The sequence below is a fragment of the uncultured Flavobacterium sp. genome, from assembly GCF_951805225.1.
In the GTDB taxonomy this organism is placed as follows: domain Bacteria; phylum Bacteroidota; class Bacteroidia; order Flavobacteriales; family Flavobacteriaceae; genus Flavobacterium.
Map to the genome: position 1 here is coordinate 5,932,836 of NZ_OX638201.1, position 16,463 is coordinate 5,949,298.

General features: G+C 33.5%; 15 protein-coding genes. 8 read left to right on the top strand and 7 right to left on the bottom strand.

Annotation, left to right across the window (positions count from 1 at the left end):
* Positions 1–169: 169 nt before the first annotated feature.
* Both WN975_RS24780 and WN975_RS24785 read left to right on the top strand, forming a co-directional pair.
* A complete protein-coding gene (locus WN975_RS24780) occupies positions 170–799 on the top strand; it encodes a DUF4230 domain-containing protein (RefSeq protein ID WP_099711101.1) in 630 nt (209 codons plus the stop codon).
* Positions 800–964: 165 nt separating this feature from the next.
* Positions 965–1,495 (top strand): hypothetical protein, encoded by a 531-nt coding sequence (locus WN975_RS24785; protein ID WP_337968813.1) that lies wholly within the window; start codon positions 965–967, stop codon positions 1,493–1,495.
* A gap of 238 nt (positions 1,496–1,733) precedes the next feature.
* Here the strand turns inward: WN975_RS24785 and WN975_RS24790 are convergent, their stop codons facing one another.
* The 3 genes from WN975_RS24790 to WN975_RS24800 all read right to left on the bottom strand — a co-directional run bounded on the left by WN975_RS24790 (position 1,734) and on the right by WN975_RS24800 (position 4,675).
* On the bottom strand, positions 1,734–3,491 hold the full coding sequence (locus tag WN975_RS24790) for an aromatic amino acid hydroxylase (RefSeq protein WP_337968814.1): 1,758 nt from the start codon (positions 3,489–3,491) through the stop codon (positions 1,734–1,736).
* A gap of 268 nt (positions 3,492–3,759) precedes the next feature.
* Positions 3,760–4,200 (bottom strand): hypothetical protein, encoded by a 441-nt coding sequence (locus WN975_RS24795; RefSeq protein ID WP_337968815.1) that lies wholly within the window; start codon positions 4,198–4,200, stop codon positions 3,760–3,762.
* A gap of 88 nt (positions 4,201–4,288) precedes the next feature.
* Positions 4,289–4,675 carry a group III truncated hemoglobin gene (locus WN975_RS24800; protein ID WP_337968816.1) on the bottom strand — a complete coding sequence of 129 codons (387 nt, stop codon included), beginning with the start codon at positions 4,673–4,675 and terminating at the stop codon, positions 4,289–4,291.
* A gap of 650 nt (positions 4,676–5,325) precedes the next feature.
* Here WN975_RS24800 and WN975_RS24805 point away from each other — a divergent pair.
* Positions 5,326–7,731 (top strand): RICIN domain-containing protein, encoded by a 2,406-nt coding sequence (locus tag WN975_RS24805; RefSeq protein WP_337968817.1) that lies wholly within the window; start codon positions 5,326–5,328, stop codon positions 7,729–7,731.
* 82 nt (positions 7,732–7,813) lie between these two features.
* Here the strand turns inward: WN975_RS24805 and ilvA are convergent, their stop codons facing one another.
* The 4 genes from ilvA to WN975_RS24825 all read right to left on the bottom strand — a co-directional run bounded on the left by ilvA (position 7,814) and on the right by WN975_RS24825 (position 12,438).
* Complete coding sequence (gene ilvA / locus WN975_RS24810; protein WP_337968818.1) at positions 7,814–9,058, bottom strand: threonine ammonia-lyase IlvA; 1,245 nt, start codon at positions 9,056–9,058, stop codon at positions 7,814–7,816.
* 254 nt (positions 9,059–9,312) lie between these two features.
* Complete coding sequence (locus tag WN975_RS24815) at positions 9,313–9,855, bottom strand: DUF4136 domain-containing protein (protein WP_337968819.1); 543 nt, start codon at positions 9,853–9,855, stop codon at positions 9,313–9,315.
* 51 nt (positions 9,856–9,906) lie between these two features.
* The gene (locus WN975_RS24820; protein ID WP_337968820.1) at positions 9,907–11,883 is read right to left on the bottom strand and encodes a urocanate hydratase; all 1,977 of its coding nucleotides are present in this window, start codon (positions 11,881–11,883) and stop codon (positions 9,907–9,909) included.
* Positions 11,884–12,255: 372 nt separating this feature from the next.
* Positions 12,256–12,438, bottom strand: a complete 183-nt coding sequence (locus WN975_RS24825) for a DUF5522 domain-containing protein (protein WP_337968821.1) — start codon at positions 12,436–12,438, stop codon at positions 12,256–12,258.
* Positions 12,439–12,551: 113 nt separating this feature from the next.
* On the opposite strand from WN975_RS24825, the gene WN975_RS24830 reads away from it, so the two are divergent.
* From WN975_RS24830 to hemL, 5 genes are read left to right on the top strand one after another with little or no spacing between them, the layout of a single operon-like run.
* Positions 12,552–12,893, top strand: a complete 342-nt coding sequence (locus tag WN975_RS24830) for a hypothetical protein (protein ID WP_337968822.1) — start codon at positions 12,552–12,554, stop codon at positions 12,891–12,893.
* A 3-nt stretch (positions 12,894–12,896) separates the two neighbouring features.
* A complete protein-coding gene (locus tag WN975_RS24835; RefSeq protein WP_337968823.1) occupies positions 12,897–13,793 on the top strand; it encodes a pyridoxal-phosphate dependent enzyme in 897 nt (298 codons plus the stop codon).
* On the top strand, positions 13,786–14,676 hold the full coding sequence (locus WN975_RS24840) for a glucosaminidase domain-containing protein (RefSeq protein ID WP_099711113.1): 891 nt from the start codon (positions 13,786–13,788) through the stop codon (positions 14,674–14,676). Before WN975_RS24835 ends, WN975_RS24840 begins: the two co-directional genes overlap by 8 nt.
* Positions 14,677–14,729: 53 nt before the next feature.
* Positions 14,730–14,981 carry a hypothetical protein gene (locus tag WN975_RS24845; protein ID WP_337968824.1) on the top strand — a complete coding sequence of 84 codons (252 nt, stop codon included), beginning with the start codon at positions 14,730–14,732 and terminating at the stop codon, positions 14,979–14,981.
* Between the two features lie 39 nt (positions 14,982–15,020).
* Positions 15,021–16,307 carry a glutamate-1-semialdehyde 2,1-aminomutase gene (gene hemL / locus WN975_RS24850; protein ID WP_089352068.1) on the top strand — a complete coding sequence of 429 codons (1,287 nt, stop codon included), beginning with the start codon at positions 15,021–15,023 and terminating at the stop codon, positions 16,305–16,307.
* The last annotated feature ends 156 nt before the right edge of the window (positions 16,308–16,463 follow it).

A 16,463-nucleotide genomic window follows, 5' to 3' on the forward strand; every position in this document is an offset into this window, starting at 1 on the left:
ACGAATTTCACGAATTTACACTAATACATACTTTGCGCATAATAATCAATTACACAAATTAAGAATTCGTGTAATCTTATTTTATAGCCAATACAATTAGTGTAAATTCGTGAAATTCGTGGCGGAAAAAACTAAAAAAAGAAGTAAATTGGTCTAATAAAATAATGGAATGCAAAATTTAATAAAAAGAATAATAGTTTTAGGTTCGGCGATACTTTTGATCGTTTTGGCTTTCAAATATTGTCAGTTCAAAAAAGAAGATGATTCTACCATCGATTATAACACCAATTTGATTCAGCAACAAATCCTGAATGTTGGTAAATTGGTTGTCACCGAAGGACATTTTTCAGAAGTAATCACGTATAAAAATCAGCAGAAATATTTGATGGACATGGTTTCTTTTGAGAAGAAAGCACTTGTTGTAGTCAATGCAAATGTTACGGTAGCTTACGATTTGCATAAAATGAAATACGATATCGACGAAAAGAATAAAACAATCACAATTCTTAATATTCCAAAAGAAGAAATCACGATCAATCCTGATATTCAGTTTTATGATGTTGAACAAAGCAAACTGAATCCGTTTACGGGAGACGATTACAATAAAATCAACAAATCTGTAAAAGCAAATCTAGCCAAGAAAATCGAAGCTTCTACTTTAAAAACAAATGCCCAAAACCGATTAATAAGTGAATTGTCTAAAATTCTAATCCTAACCAATTCAATGGGTTGGAAATTACAATACAACGGAAAAACCATTGAATCAGAGAAAGAGCTGAATCAGGATTTGAAGTTGTAAGTTTTGAGGAAGGTTCAAAGGTTCATAGTGGCAAAGGTTCAAAGGTTTTCGCAATCTTGTCATTTCTCCTCCGTCGAAATGAGGTAATCACTTTGTAAATTAGCGTCTTCACGAGATTAAAAAATCTGCATAAAAAAGAATTTCAATATAAATACAACACAATTAATGACAATAACTTTACAAAAACGAATAGGATATTTTTGGCTTTTATTAGCAGTTATTAATCTTATTAATTCAGTTTATCAAATAATCCGAGGTTGGGGCACTTGGGGAGTTTTAGGTAATGGGAATGTTTTTGTCAGACCTTATTTTGATCTTATTTTTCCGCAGTTATTATTCAAAAGGATTTTTCTAGAATCAAATGAAGCTTATGCCGAATTTAGAACACTTCAATTGGGCTATTTTATCATTTTTAGCCTTCTTTCTGTATTAATTCCGATATTTTTGATTCTTAATCTGAAGTATTCCAGAGTAATAGCGAAGGTCTTTTTGATTTTACTTGTAATATTAAATGCGTTTGCAATATTTGTAAAGACAACTCAATTTTTACCGGTTAGAGATAAATTTTCTGAATATGAAATCTTTAATAATAAATATGTAATGAACCATATTTATTATTTTTCGATAGTATCATTAATTGCAATTTTAATATATGTTGGATTATTTTATTGTAAAATAAAAAGAGAAGAAGTTTAACAGAACTCCGTGAATATCTTTTAAGAAATTTAGATATTTTTACAATCTTGTCATTTCGACGAAGGAGAAATCTCCGCAAGTAACTCCGCGACAAGAATTAAATCTTTGTAGAGTTTCTCGCGGAGATTTCTCGTTCCTCGAAATGACATAAAATGAGATAAAAACTTAGCGCCTTTGCGAGATTAAAAAAAATCCGCGCGTATATCAGCTTAAATCCGTAAAATCTGCGTGCAATATACTAAACCGCTTCTTTATCAAAAATCAAATCCAATCCGCCAGCAATTAAATGTGCAACTTCTGGACGCTTAACTTTCAATTGATCAAGATGAACTAAGACTTCTTGCAAAAGCTGATCTTCATTTGAATTCTTCAAAAGTTCAGCAATTTCAACAGAAAGCAACCAATCATTAGCATGATTTTCTTTCAGTTTAGTAAAGACAGGTTTTAATTCAGATTTCGAATCTTTATTTTCTCTCATCAAGCGAACCGTTTGATAAAGAACTTCAAGATCATCGCGTTCATCTGTATGTTTTGCTTTAATCGTAGTCGTTTTTGGAACAGTATTTATAAGATCAAAACTATTCACATCGGCTGGACCGGAAAAAGCAGAAACCACTTTTTTACCAATTGCCATATCATAATTTCCCCAATCAGGCTGAAACAAAATCGTTTCGCCGTGAGTAACAGTACAATTTCTAAAACTAATCAGAATAATTTCTCCGTGTAAGTTTCTTGATCCTGTAATAATTTCACCTTCAACAATAATATTACCTTCAAATTCTAGTTTTACGGTTTCGTTTTCAACAATAGAATACGCTTGCAAATCCTTTGGACTCATGTCTTCGATTGCTAAATTAAAGCCTTTTAGTTTCCCAATCGGACTTCCAAATCCATGCGGATGCGTTAAAGTTCCGTGTCCAACCAATTCTTTTTCGCGATATGATAAAGCGGTTTTTCCTGTAGTTTGAATGTAAACAGGTTTTCCTTCATCTTCCAGAACATTAGTAAAAACGCCCGAAACTTGCAAACCTGTACTCAATTCAATAGTTCCTAAAGCATTCGAATGAATCAGTTTCTGAATTCCCGAAAGTCCTCCGGTTCGTAAAGCCATTTTATTAGCAAACTCCTCTAAAATTAAACTCAAATAAGAAAAATTTGGCGTTACATAAAGCTGAGGTTGTAACTGCGTAATATCAAAATTTTGATTCGCAGCCGAGATATCATAAGGGATTTTCTTTACATTATCCGTCATACACCAAGCACTTTCGCCTATCGAAGAAAGTAATCCTGCGCCATATATTTTTGGATTTTCAACAGTTCCTATTAAACCATATTCAACAGTCCACCAATGCAGATTTCGAATCTGAGCCATTTCAGACAATTCGCCCATATTATTCTGCAAATCGGCAACCGCTTTTTCAGCTTCGTCTATTTTTTCTTGCGGCGTATCTTCGGCTTCTTTCAAAATCGAAAGCAATCGAATCGCCTCATACATCTGATAATCTTTGTGTGATGAAATCGCTTTACAGCCTATTTCGCCAAAACGACGCAAATATTCAGCATATTCAGGATTCGCAATAATAGGAGCGTGACCGGCACCTTCGTGAATAATATCCGGTGCAGGCGTGTATTCGATATGTTCTAATTGACGAATATCCGAAGCAATAACAAGCACATTATAAGCCTGAAATTCCATAAAAGCATTTGGCGGAATAAATCCGTCAACGGCAACAGCAGCCCAGCCAATTTCGGTCAGGATTCTGTTCATTCCGTACATACTTGGAATAGAATCAACTTCGATTCCGGTTTTGCGTAAACCTTCCAAATACGAACTATGAGCAACTTTTGATAAATAATCTACATTTTTACGCATTACGTAGCGCCAAACGGCCTGATTTATTGGCGTATAATCGCTATAATCCTGCGGTTTAATAAATTGCTTTAAATGTTTAGGCAATCGCTCTAATAATGGGTTTGTTTCAATACTTGCATTCATTTCGAAAACGTTGTAGATTAAGAATGTAAAATTACGAATTTAGACCGCTATTTTTTGCTATTCATCACAATTTTTTTGTTCGAAATGATTTTTTATTGCAGTTTCGTTAGGTATTTGCTTGTCGTTATTTTGGTTTTCAGGAGCTGTTTCCTGCTATCCACTTGTATCTTTTTCTGTCTAAAGAAGCCAGAAAAAGGATACCGCTTCTATCAGGGCTAGGACTTTAGTTTTCAAAAGAACTTTTAATTATAGCGATAGAAGCAGAGCTTTAGCAATCATTATTTTCATAATTTACTTTCTCCATTTTATCTTCATAGAATTGAATGTCTTTTGCTGTCATGGGGACTTTCTTCAGCTCCGTTTTCAGTTGCTTTTTACTATCCGGACTTATCCACAAACCGTTAAGAGTGGCGTCATCTTTCTTTAAAATCATAACACCGGTAAATCCTTGTTCGACAAATACAAATTCGTGTTCATTCTTTTTATTTTGAGTAACATCCAACTGAATCCAATTGCCGGATTTATCATAACGATACATTGAAGTATACATAAGATCACCATTACAAGGATGATTTTCTGCTTTTATATAGAAAGTTACAGCGGTTTTTCCGTCAATAGTTCCTTTGTATAAAATAGATTTAACTGTTTGTGCCTGAGCGCCATTAAAAATAAAAAGAGAAAAAAGAAAAGTAAGTATAGCTTTTAGCATATTTCGAATATTGGTTTGGTCAAATTTAACTATTTAAAAATTTGCAATCCAAAACTATATAGAGAAATATCCGACAATTTTTTTCTGGTTAATGATTATCAGCGTTTCTAAAATATTCAATTTTATGATTGAACATAAAAGCCATATTTGTCGCGCGCATTTTTGCTTCGTCTGTAATTGGTCCTGAAAATTGAGTATCAATCGTAGTATTAAAAATTTCGATCCAACGATCAAAATGAGTTTTATCTACCGGCAATTGTTTGTGCGGAGGAAAAGGACTTCCGGAATAAGCACGGACATCAAACAAGATAGTTTGCCAAAAACCATACATTTTTTCTAAATGCACAGGCCAACGATCTTGTAGTTTATCATTGAAAATTGGACCAAGAAGATCATCCTTTCTAATGTTGTTATAAAAAGAATTGACCATTATTTTTATATCCTCGAGGTTCGAAATATCTTTAAGAGTTGCCATGTTTTATGCTATAATGTGAAGTGCAAAAATACGATATAAGATCGCTTCTGTTTTCTGATATTTATCATTTTAAGATTATTTTATCTAAAGTAAATTAATCTCCAAACACTCCCATTTTAAAAGATCAACACAAAAAGCTGTGGAGAAACATAAAATATTTTGTATTGGCTAATTATTTTAACCGCAAAGCACGCAAAGGTTTTTTATTCGTAAGGTTTTATATAAACGCAAAGTTCGCAAAGCTTTATAAATATAGCTTTGCGAACTTTGCGTTTAATGAGCGTAATCTATAACAAAAAAACTTGCGCCCTTTGCGGTTAAATTCATCCTTAATTTTCATAGCTCCACAGATTTTTGCATTGATCCATTTTCAAGCTAAATCTTGCATTTATGAAGCTAAAATATAAGATGTCTTGTATTTGTATAGTTTTAAAGTAAGATTTTAGTTATTTATTAATTTTAAATAATTGAAAAACAAATAGTTAAAAAATAATTAGATGAGTTTTTGTAGAGGAAAATTCTTAGTTTGATGTGTATTTGTAAAGTTGAATAAATATCATTTTAATTAAAATTAACATAATATTGTTGTGAATTATTAAAAATAATATTAAAAAATGAGAAAAATTAAATTATTAAAAAACTAAAAAACTATGCACAAAACTACCCAAAAACCTAAAAACCGAGTAAAAGCTACGATAATGATAAAGGTCATTATAATGCTTTTGTTTATTACTAGTGTAAATGCTCAAACAGTTACTCCGTGGATAACTTCAGGAGATCAAACGAAATTATTGCAACAACAAGCTACAGTTAGCTTCGGGACAAATTCAGGAACTAATCCTTCAACGGTAACGATTAATGCCGGAACAACTTACCAAACAATGGACGGATTTGGTTATACATTAACCGAAGGAAGTTGCGAAGTAATTAGCGGAATGGCAGCAACTCAGCAAAATCAATTATTGAATGATTTGTATAATCCTACAACAGGTTTGAACGCAAATGTGGTTCGTATTAGTATTGGAGCTTCAGATTTAAGCAGTTCTTCTTATAGTTATAACGAAACTTCGGGAGATACTAATATGAATAATTTTAGCCTAAACGGACCAGATTTAACCTATTTGATTCCGATTATAAAAAAGATTCAGTTAATTAATCCAAACATAAAAATACTAGCAACGCCATGGTCAGCTCCACGCTGGATGAAAAGTAACGGTTCATGGGTTGGCGGAAATCTGCAAACACAATATTATGCGGCTTACGCTAAGTATTTTGTGAAATATTTTGCAGCAATGCAGGCACAGGGAATTTCTATTTGGGGAATCACACCTCAAAATGAACCTGAAAACCCAAATAACGAACCAAGTATGCTGATGAATTCTACAGAACAAAAGAATTTTATCAATCAACAACTTGGACCTCAAATGGCAGCAGCAGGATATGGCGGAATTAAAATCATTGCTTTCGACCACAATTGCGATAATACAGCTTATCCTATTGATGTTTTGAATAATAGCAGTTATGTTGATGGAGCAGCTTTTCACTTGTATTTAGGAAATATTTCGGCAATGTCAACGGTGAAAAATGCAACGAATAAGAATGTTTATTTTACAGAACAATACACAGGTTCAGGCGGAAGCTTTAGTGGAGATTTTGGCTGGCACATGCAAAATGTAGTGATCGGAAGTACTACAAATTGGGCGAAAACAGTCTTAGAATGGAATGCCGCAAATAACTCAAGTTTAGGACCACGAACTCCAGGCGGATGTACCACTTGTTTGGGTGCTGTAACGGTTAACAATAGTACAAGTTATACTAGAAATGTTGCTTATTATATTATTGGTCAGATTTCGAAATTTGTAAAACCAGGCGCTTTAAGAGTTGGTTCTACAAGTACTAGTGGCTCTATTACTTCTTCTGCATTCAAAAATCCTGACGGATCTATTGCTCTTGTGATTTATAATTCAGGATCAGCAAATACAATCAAAGTAGTATCAGGATCTTCGGCATTTAATTATGCTGTTCCTGCATCTTCTGCCGTTACATTTAATTGGGGAGCTTCAAATCCGGTTGCAGTTACAGGAGTGAGTGTTAGTCCAACTTCGGCAACAATTACAGCGGGACAAACACAACAATTAACGGCTACAATTTCGCCAAGTAATGCAACAAATACAGCAGTAAATTGGAGTTCAAGTAATAATTCGGTTGCAACTGTAAATTCAAACGGATTGGTTTCTGGAGTTTCTGCAGGAAATGCTACAATCACAGTTACTACAGTAGACGGTTCTAAAACTGCAACGAGCGCCATAACAGTAAATTCCGGAACAACAGGATTTCCTGGATATTATAATATTATTTCAAGAAACAGTAACAAAGGTTTAGATGTTGCAGATAATTCGACTACAAGCGGAGGACGTATTCAGCAATATGATATAACAAGTGGTGGAGGAAACAACCAACGCTGGAAATTTGTTTCTACAGGAAGCGGTAGTTATTACATTATCGTAAAATCTACAGGAATGTATTTGGCAGTTGAAAACAACGGAACGGCAAATGGATTGAAAGTGCAGCAAAAAACGTTCTCTAGTTCTAATGAATTTAAATGGACTGTTAATAGTCTTGGCGGTGGATATTACAGTATTATCAACGTTAACAGTAATAAATCGCTGGATGTTGAAAATGTTTCTACAGCAAATGGAGCAAATATTCAGGTTTGGGATTATACAAGCGGATTAAATCAACAATGGCAGTTTGTTCAGGTAGAATCAACAGCAAAAAGAGCTTTGACTGAAACTGCGGTAAATAGCGAAACTTCAGCCGATATGACAATTTTTATTAATCCGACAAATGATTATTTAAAAATTGATACTAATCATGAAGGAAGCGCGACTGTAGAAGTATTCAATATTGGAGGACAAAACATAATCAAGAAAAATGTAGATTTTGTAAAAGGAAATCCATCTGAAATAGAAGTTTCAAGAATTCCGAAAGGAGTTTATATCGTGAGAGTAAACGACAGTAAAGGTTCTTATTCTAAAAAAGTCCTGAAACAATAATTACAAATTTAGAATTCAATTAGTAATTTTATATTTGAATTTAAAGGCTGTCTGATTCTGATATCAGACAGCCTTTTGCTTTTTATCCTATTAATTGTGTAAACAAATCCTGATTGTCATTTAAGTATTGAAATTCAAAACCATTTTTAGTCATATTCATTTTAATAGCCAGAATATCGTTTTTGTTTTTCAATTCTAATCCCACAACCACAGAACCTACTTCGCGGCTGTTTTTCTTGGCAAATTGAAAATAAGTAATGTCATCATCAGGACCTAAAATATTGTTTACGAACTCTTTTAAAGCTCCCGGTCGTTGTGGGAACTGAATCATAAAATAGTGCATTAAGCCTTCGTATAATAAAGAGCGTTCTTTTATTTCGGCAGTTCTTTCGATATCATTATTACTTCCACTTACGACGCAAACGACTGTTTTACCTTTTATTTTATCCTTATAAAAATCCAAAGCTGCAATGGTTAATGCGCCCGCAGGTTCTACAACCATTGCTTCTTCATTGTATAAACGTAAAATTGTGGTACAAACTTTTCCTTCGGGAACTAGGATAATATCTTCTAAATTGTAGCGACAGATTTCAAAAGTTTTATCACCAACTTGTTTTACCGCTGCGCCATCTACAAATTTATCAATCGTGGTTAAAGCGGTATTTTTATTTTCTTCAATCGAAGTTTTCATCGAAGGAGCGCCTTTTGGCTCCACGCCAATAATTTTAGTATTTGGACTTAGATGTTTAAAAACTTCAGATAATCCCGAAGCTAATCCGCCACCGCCAATCGGAACAAAAACGTAATCAATAGATTCTTTATAATTTTCGAGAATTTCTAATCCAACAGTTCCCTGACCTGCAATGACTTTTTCGTCGTCAAAAGGATGAATAAATATTTTATGGTTTTTGATGGCATCGGCTGTAGCCGAAGCATAAGCGTCATCAAAAGTGTCTCCGGTAAGAACAATTTCTACAAATGATTTTCCAAACAATTGCACTTGTTTTACTTTTTGCTTTGGAGTTGTTTTTGGCATATAGATTTTGCCTTGTATTTGCAAAAGATGACACGAATAAGCAACACCTTGAGCATGATTTCCGGCACTTGCACAAACAATTCCAGTTGCTTTTTCGATATCATTTAACGAAGAAATCTTGTTGTAAGCGCCTCTAATTTTGTACGACCGCACAATTTGTAAATCTTCTCTTTTTAATAAAATAGTAGATTCAAATTCTTCTGAAAGATTCAGATTTTGTGTGAGTGGAGTAGCAGCAACTACATTTTCAAGCTGTTTTTTGGCAGCAAGTACTTCGTTAAATAGATTCATGTTGTTTGTTGTTTTTTTGCCACAGATTAAATGATTTAAAAAAGATTTTTAATCTGTGAAATCTGTGGCAAAATGTTTTTGTAATATTTGTTTAAATAAAAAAACCTCCCGATTTGGGAGGTTTTTATAAATTGTATTTTGTTTACTTATTTATATAATACCTCGCCATTATTGCTGAATTGCAATAATAGTAATAGAGATAATAATGTTATTTAAGTTTTTCATTTCAAATAATTGAATGGCAAATGTATTAATTATTTTTTAACCGGAGGATATTGAGCTAAAATTTTAGTCACAAATTCAGCAACTTTTTCATCTTTTTTATCCACGTTTTTGGTTAAAGTTCCAACACCTTCACCTTGCCAGATCATTTCTTTCTTTTTTGCATCAATTAAATCAATGTATAAAGTTCCTTGTGTAGAAGTTGAAACAGTGGTTTGTCCTCCGTATCCATACATCATGTAAGGATTCCATCCGTATCCCCAACCGTAACCCCATCCGGCATTAAATTGGTTAACATCAACTTGTTCTCTTGATTTAGTAAAAATGTTTACTAATAAATCTGGGTTTTCACTTTTTGTAAAACCTTTGGCTTGCATTTGATCATCAATGGCACGTAGAATACGTCTTTTATCCAAATCAGATATTTCGACCTTATCAATTCCCGGCTTAAAAAAAGCATAAGTTTTATAAGGCGCAAAATCTACGTTTTTATCATAATCAGAATAAACACTAACCGTACTGCATGAAGCTAGTATTAAGAGCAAAAAAACGGGTACTAATTTGAATGTTTTCATATGTTTGGAAATTTTAAATGTTCTCATTTTAAATCAAATACGAAACTTTGTCTAAAATAGATTTTCATCTACGATATTAGGCAGCGTTACTTTTAACAATGGCTGAACTTCCATCGCTCTTTTTATAGCAAAAATTGCTTCGTCATTTCTAGCCCAGCTTCTTCTTGAAATTCCGTTGTTAACATCCCAAAAAAGCATTGATGCTAAACGTTTTGAAGCCTCTTTAGAACCATCAAGAACCATACCAAATCCACCATTTATAACCTCTCCCCAGCCAACTCCGCCGCCGTTATGAATCGATACCCAGGTTGCACCTCTAAAGCTGTCTCCAATCACGTTTTGAATTGCCATATCTGCCGTAAAACGAGATCCGTCATAGATGTTAGAAGTCTCTCTGTAAGGAGAATCCGTTCCTGAAACGTCATGATGATCGCGCCCTAAAACAACCGTTCCAATTTCGCCTTTTGCAATCGCCTGGTTAAAAGCCTCGGCGATTTTAATTCTACCTTCGGCATCAGCATATAAGATTCTGGCTTGAGAACCTACAACCAATTTATTTTCCTGTGCGCCTTTGATCCATTTGATGTTATCCTGCATTTGCTGCTGAATTTCATTAGGAGATGTTTTCGCTAATTCTTCTAAAACCTGACTTGCAATTGTATCGGTTTTTTGTAAATCTTCTGGTTTTCCTGAAGTACAAACCCATCTAAATGGTCCAAAACCATAGTCAAAACACATTGGTCCCATAATATCCTGAACGTAACTTGGATATTTGAAATCAATATTATTTTCTGCCATTACATCAGCGCCAGCACGTGAAGCTTCTAATAAAAACGCATTTCCGTAATCAAAAAAGTAAGTTCCTTTTGCCGTATGTTTGTTTATTGCTTTCGCTTGACGACGCAAAGATTCCTGTACTTTTTCTTTGAATAATTCAGGATTTTTTGCCATCATTTCGTTTGCTTCTTCAAAAGAAATTCCAACTGGATAATAACCGCCCGCCCAAGGATTATGAAGCGAAGTTTGGTCAGAACCCAAATCAATTTTGATATTTTCTTTATCGAAACATTCCCAAACATCAACTACATTTCCTAAATAAGCAATTGAAACCACTTCTTTATTGGCTTTCGCCAAAGCGACTCTTTTTACCAATTCTTCAGTAGAAGTTACGATTTCATTAATCCATCCTTGTTCGTGACGAATCTTGGTGATTTTAGGATTTACTTCGGCGCAGACCGTAATACAACCTGCAATATTTCCGGCTTTTGGTTGCGCACCGGACATTCCGCCAAGTCCTGATGTTACAAAAAGATTACCTTCAGGATTTAGTTTTATTTTTCTGAAACCGTTCAAAACAGTAATCGTAGTTCCGTGTACAATTCCTTGAGGACCAATATACATATAACTTCCAGCCGTCATTTGTCCGTATTGTGAAACGCCCAAAGCATTCATTTTTTCCCAATCGTCCGGTTTAGAATAGTTTGGAATCACCATTCCGTTTGTAACCACAACTCTTGGCGCTTCAGAATGCGAAGGAAATAATCCCATTGGATGTCCTGAATACATTGTCAAGGTTTGCTCATCTGTCATTTCAGACAAATATTGCATCGTTAATAAATATTGTGCCCAGTTCTGGAAAACAGCTCCATTACCGCCATAAGTAATTAATTCATGCGGATGTTGCGCCACAGCATAATCCAGATTGTTTTGAATCATGTGCATAATTGCTTTTGCCTGCAATGATTTCCCAGGATATTCGTCAATTGGTCTAGCGTACATTCTGTAATCTGGACGCAGACGATACATATATATACGTCCGTATTTTTCTAATTCTTCAGAGAATTCGACAATTAATTCAGCGTGATGTTTAGCTTCAAAATAACGCAATGCATTTTTAAGAGCCAGCTTTTTTTCTTCTGCCGAAAGGATTTCTTTTCTTTTTGGCGCGTGATTAATTGCTAAATCGTACTCTTTTTTTGGAGGTAATATAGATGGAATTCCTTGTTTTATTTCTTCTTGAAAAGTCATTTTTTCTTTAAGGTACTGAGTTGCTAAGATTCTAAGACGCTAAGGTATTTTTGTTAGATTAACAACAGATTAATTTTTGTTTTTTTTAGATTATTTCTCGCCGCTAGGACTTAAATGTGATGAACGATTAATTGATTGCAATTGAAATTTGGAATTTATTCAAATTATCTCATTTTCAAATTGACACATTTTCTAATTTAAAAAAAGCTAGGGATAACGAATATCCGACCTGTGATAGGATTTGTGGATCGTAATCCTAAATTTTCGCAAGAGAATATCCATTTATAATTTTAGAGTTTAGATTATTGATTTTAGATTTTTAAATTAACTAATTAAGAAATTATCTCATTATCAAATTGACACATTCTCAAATTAGATTTTTTTTCTAATTTGACCTGTATTTTTATCAAATCCGTACGGACAATGACGGCAACCACTTTTGCAGCAATAACCGCGTTTTAGGTGGTGTTTTTCAGTAAAGCATTTATAACCTTCGGGCGTATAGTAAAAATCTTCGCCTTCGATTAGTTTATTTTCATTACTTTGCTCTTTCATAAATCTGCTTTGGATGCTTGTTCTTATTTTATTAAAATCAAAATTAGTAAGATGATTATGATTTTAGTGAAATCGAACAATTTTTATCTACAAATTTATAAATTTTACAGCTAATGTTTCTGATTGTTGCTAAATATTTAATTCCGAAAGGATATCGAGGAATGGCTGTGTTTCCGTTTGTGTTTTTAAAATACAATCAGGACAAAGAAAATTCTGTTTTCGTCAATCACGAAAAAATTCATCTGAGACAACAATTAGAATTGCTGATTCTTCCTTTTTATATCTTTTATGTTTTAGAATATATAATAAGGTTGCTTCAATATAAAAATAAAGATTTGGCGTATCGAAATATAAGTTTTGAAAGAGAAGCTTATACTAATGAAAATGATTCTGATTATTTGAAAAACCGATCCTTTTTCGGGTTTTTAAATTACATAACTTTAAAAGAAAAATAAATTTTGAACCAGGAAATTCATACTACTTTCCAGAACGATATTTCTCTGACAATTAAAAGAGAAGACTTGATTCATCCTTTTGTTTCGGGGAATAAATTCAGAAAACTCAAATATAATTTACTTCAGGCTAAAGCCGAAAATAAAACTACTTTGTTGACTTTTGGCGGTGCTTTTTCGAATCATATTGCAGCGGTTGCATATGCAGGAAAAGAGCAGGGTTTTAAAACAATAGGAATTATTCGCGGAGAAGAAATTCTTGATAAAATAGAAGATAATCCAACCTTGAAATTTGCTCAGGAAAACGGAATGCAATTTGAGTTTGTAACCCGCGAAGATTACAGATATAAAAGTGAAGCTTCGTTTATAGAAAAATTAAAAGAGAAGTTTGGAGATTTTTATTTAGTGCCTGAAGGCGGAACAAATGAGTTGGCGGTAAAAGGCTGCGAGGAGATTTTGACTGATGAAGATGCTGTTTTTGATTACGTTTGCTGCGCTGTTGGAACTGGCGGAACCATATCTGGATTGATCAATAGCGCGTTGTCATATCAGAAAGTTTTAGGGTTTCCGGCGTTAAAAGGTGACTTTTTAACAGATGAAATTCGTATTTTTGCAAAAAAAGATAACTGGAATTTAATTTCTGACTATCATTTTGGAGGTTATGGGAAGATAAATTTAGAATTAATTGAATTTATCAATGCTTTTTTTGAAGAAAATAAAGTGCCTTTAGATCCAATTTATACAGGAAAGATGGTTTTTGGCGTTATAGATTTAATACATAAAAACTATTTTCCTGCAGGTTCAAAAATATTACTCATTCATACCGGTGGATTACAAGGAATTGATGGAATGAATATAAAATTGAAGCAGAAAAAATTACCAATACTTATAAGCAATGGTTAAAAAAATAATAACATTCTTAATTCTGGCTACTTTAGTAAGTTGTTCGTCGAGTAAACCTACTATTGCAACGACTAAAAAAGCGGCTGCGGTTCAGAGGCCAAGAGTGGCAACTACCAAAAAACAAGCTCCGGTAAAGCCAATAGGCAAAAATTATCCTTCTACAAATAATACAACTGAGGTTATTCAATCTACTTCAAAAACAGTTGTTACCAGCGATTTAATCAATAATTATATTTTGCAATTTAAAGATATTGCAATGGGAAATATGCAGAAATACGGTATTCCTGCAAGCATTATTTTGGCGCAGGGAATTCTGGAATCTGGTGCAGGAAAAGGAGATTTAGCTTTAGATGCAAACAATCACTTCGGAATAAAATGTCATAATGATTGGTTGGGCGAGAGCGTTCGTCACGATGATGATTCGGCTCAGGAATGTTTTAGAAAATATACTGAAGCGTCAGAATCCTATAGAGATCACGCCTTATTTTTGGTTGGGAAAAAAAGATACGCAAGCTTATTTACCTATGAAAAAGACGATTACAAAGCTTGGGCAAAAGGATTAAGAGCTTGTGGTTACGCAACAGATCCTAATTATCCGGATAAATTAATTAGTTATATCGAAAGATATAATCTGCATCAATATGATTGTCAGGTTACGGGAAGAAATTATAAGCCATTTGAGAAATCAACTCCGCCGGCAAAAAGTCCTTCAAATTCAAATTCGAATGTAAATCCTAACGATCCTAATTTATACGAAGTTCAAAAAGGAGATACCTTATATTCGATTTCAAAAAAATTCAACGTATTGGTTGATGACTTAAAACAGAAAAATAATCTTTCGGATAATGCGCTTTCTATTGGTCAAAAGTTGAAAGTGAAATAATTATCAATTGTTAGTTAGTAATTGTTAATTATAAAATTTCTACAAATTTGTCTATGAAAAAGAATGTCACAGTTGGAATCTTTATTTTTGCAATAATTTTAAGTATTAGAGTTTTTTGTGGAGTTTATATTCATGATGAATTTGCCGAAAGGCATTTTTTTATAAAACATCGTCCAACATGGAAATGGTTATTTTATTCTCCCATCGGAATGTCTGACAAAAAACTTGGAGATCTTAGTGAAGAGGAACAAATTGAACAAAAATATTTTAATGAGTTTATCACAGGCCAACGTTTAATTTTCTAATTAAATCTAAAACCTGAACTCAAAAATCTAAAATAAAAAATGATATATAAAAGAAGTAGTCAGCTTTTTGCTGAAGCAGAAAAAGTAATTCCGGGAGGAGTAAATTCACCAGTAAGAGCCTTTAAAGCGGTTGGAGGAACTCCTATTTTTGTAAAAAGTGCCAAAGGTGCTTATTTGTATGACGAAGACGGAAATAAATTAATAGATTATATCAATTCTTGGGGACCAATGGTTTTAGGTCATGCATATCAGCCAGTTGTTGATGCCGTGATTGAAAAAGCAAAGTTGGGAACTTCATTTGGAATGCCAACAGAATTAGAGACTGAAATTGCTGCTTTGGCGGTTTCTATGGTTCCGAATATTGATAAAATACGTTTTGTAAATTCAGGTACAGAAGCTTGTATGAGCGCGATTCGTTTGGCTCGCGGATTTACAAAAAGAGATAAAATTATAAAATTTGCAGGTTGCTATCACGGACATTCTGATTCTTTTTTGATTCAGGCTGGAAGTGGAGCCGTAACTTTTGGATCTCCAAATAGTCCGGGAGTTACTGAAGGAACTGCAAAAGATACTTTGTTGGCAAAATACAATGATTTAGAGAATGTAAAAACTCTAATTGAAGCGAACAAAAACGAAATCGCGGCTATAATTATCGAACCAGTTGCAGGAAATATGGGATGTATTCCGCCTCAAAAAGGTTTCTTGCAAGGTTTAAGAGATTTGTGTACTGCAAACGGAATTTTACTAATTTTTGATGAGGTAATGACAGGTTTCCGTTTGGCTCGCGGTGGAGTTCAGGAATTGTTTAATATCAACGCTGATATTGTTACTTTCGGAAAAGTGATTGGTGGAGGTTTGCCAGTTGGGGCTTTTGCTGCACGTGCTGAAATCATGAATTATTTAGCGCCACTTGGACCAGTTTATCAAGCGGGAACATTATCTGGAAATCCTCTTGCAATGGCGGCAGGATTAGCAATGTTGCAATCTCTTGATAATGATCGTGCAATTTTTGATCGTTTAGACGAAAAAACAGCTTATTTAGAAGCAGGAATTGACAGAGTTTTAAAAGCAAATAATGTTGTTTTTACAATCAATAGAGTAGGTTCAATGATTTCTGTGCATTTTGATGCAAATCCGGTTGTTGATTTTCAAACAGCGGCAAAAGGAGATAATGAAACCTTCAAAAAATTCTTTCACGGTTTGTTAAACGAAGGAGTTTATATTGCACCATCTGCATATGAAACTTGGTTTATTACTGATGCATTGACATACGAAGATTTAGATTTTACAATTAATGCAATTGATAAGGTTTCAAAGACATTTTAAATCTTAAAACAGATAATATTTTTCAATTTAAGGTTCAGATTTTTCATAAAAGCTGAACCTTTTTTTATGATTTTACTTTCGATTATACTTGTTAATAAATTGTTAAGAAGAAGGTTTGCTTTTTTATAAGTAGAATAAAAATTATTTTTGTTCATC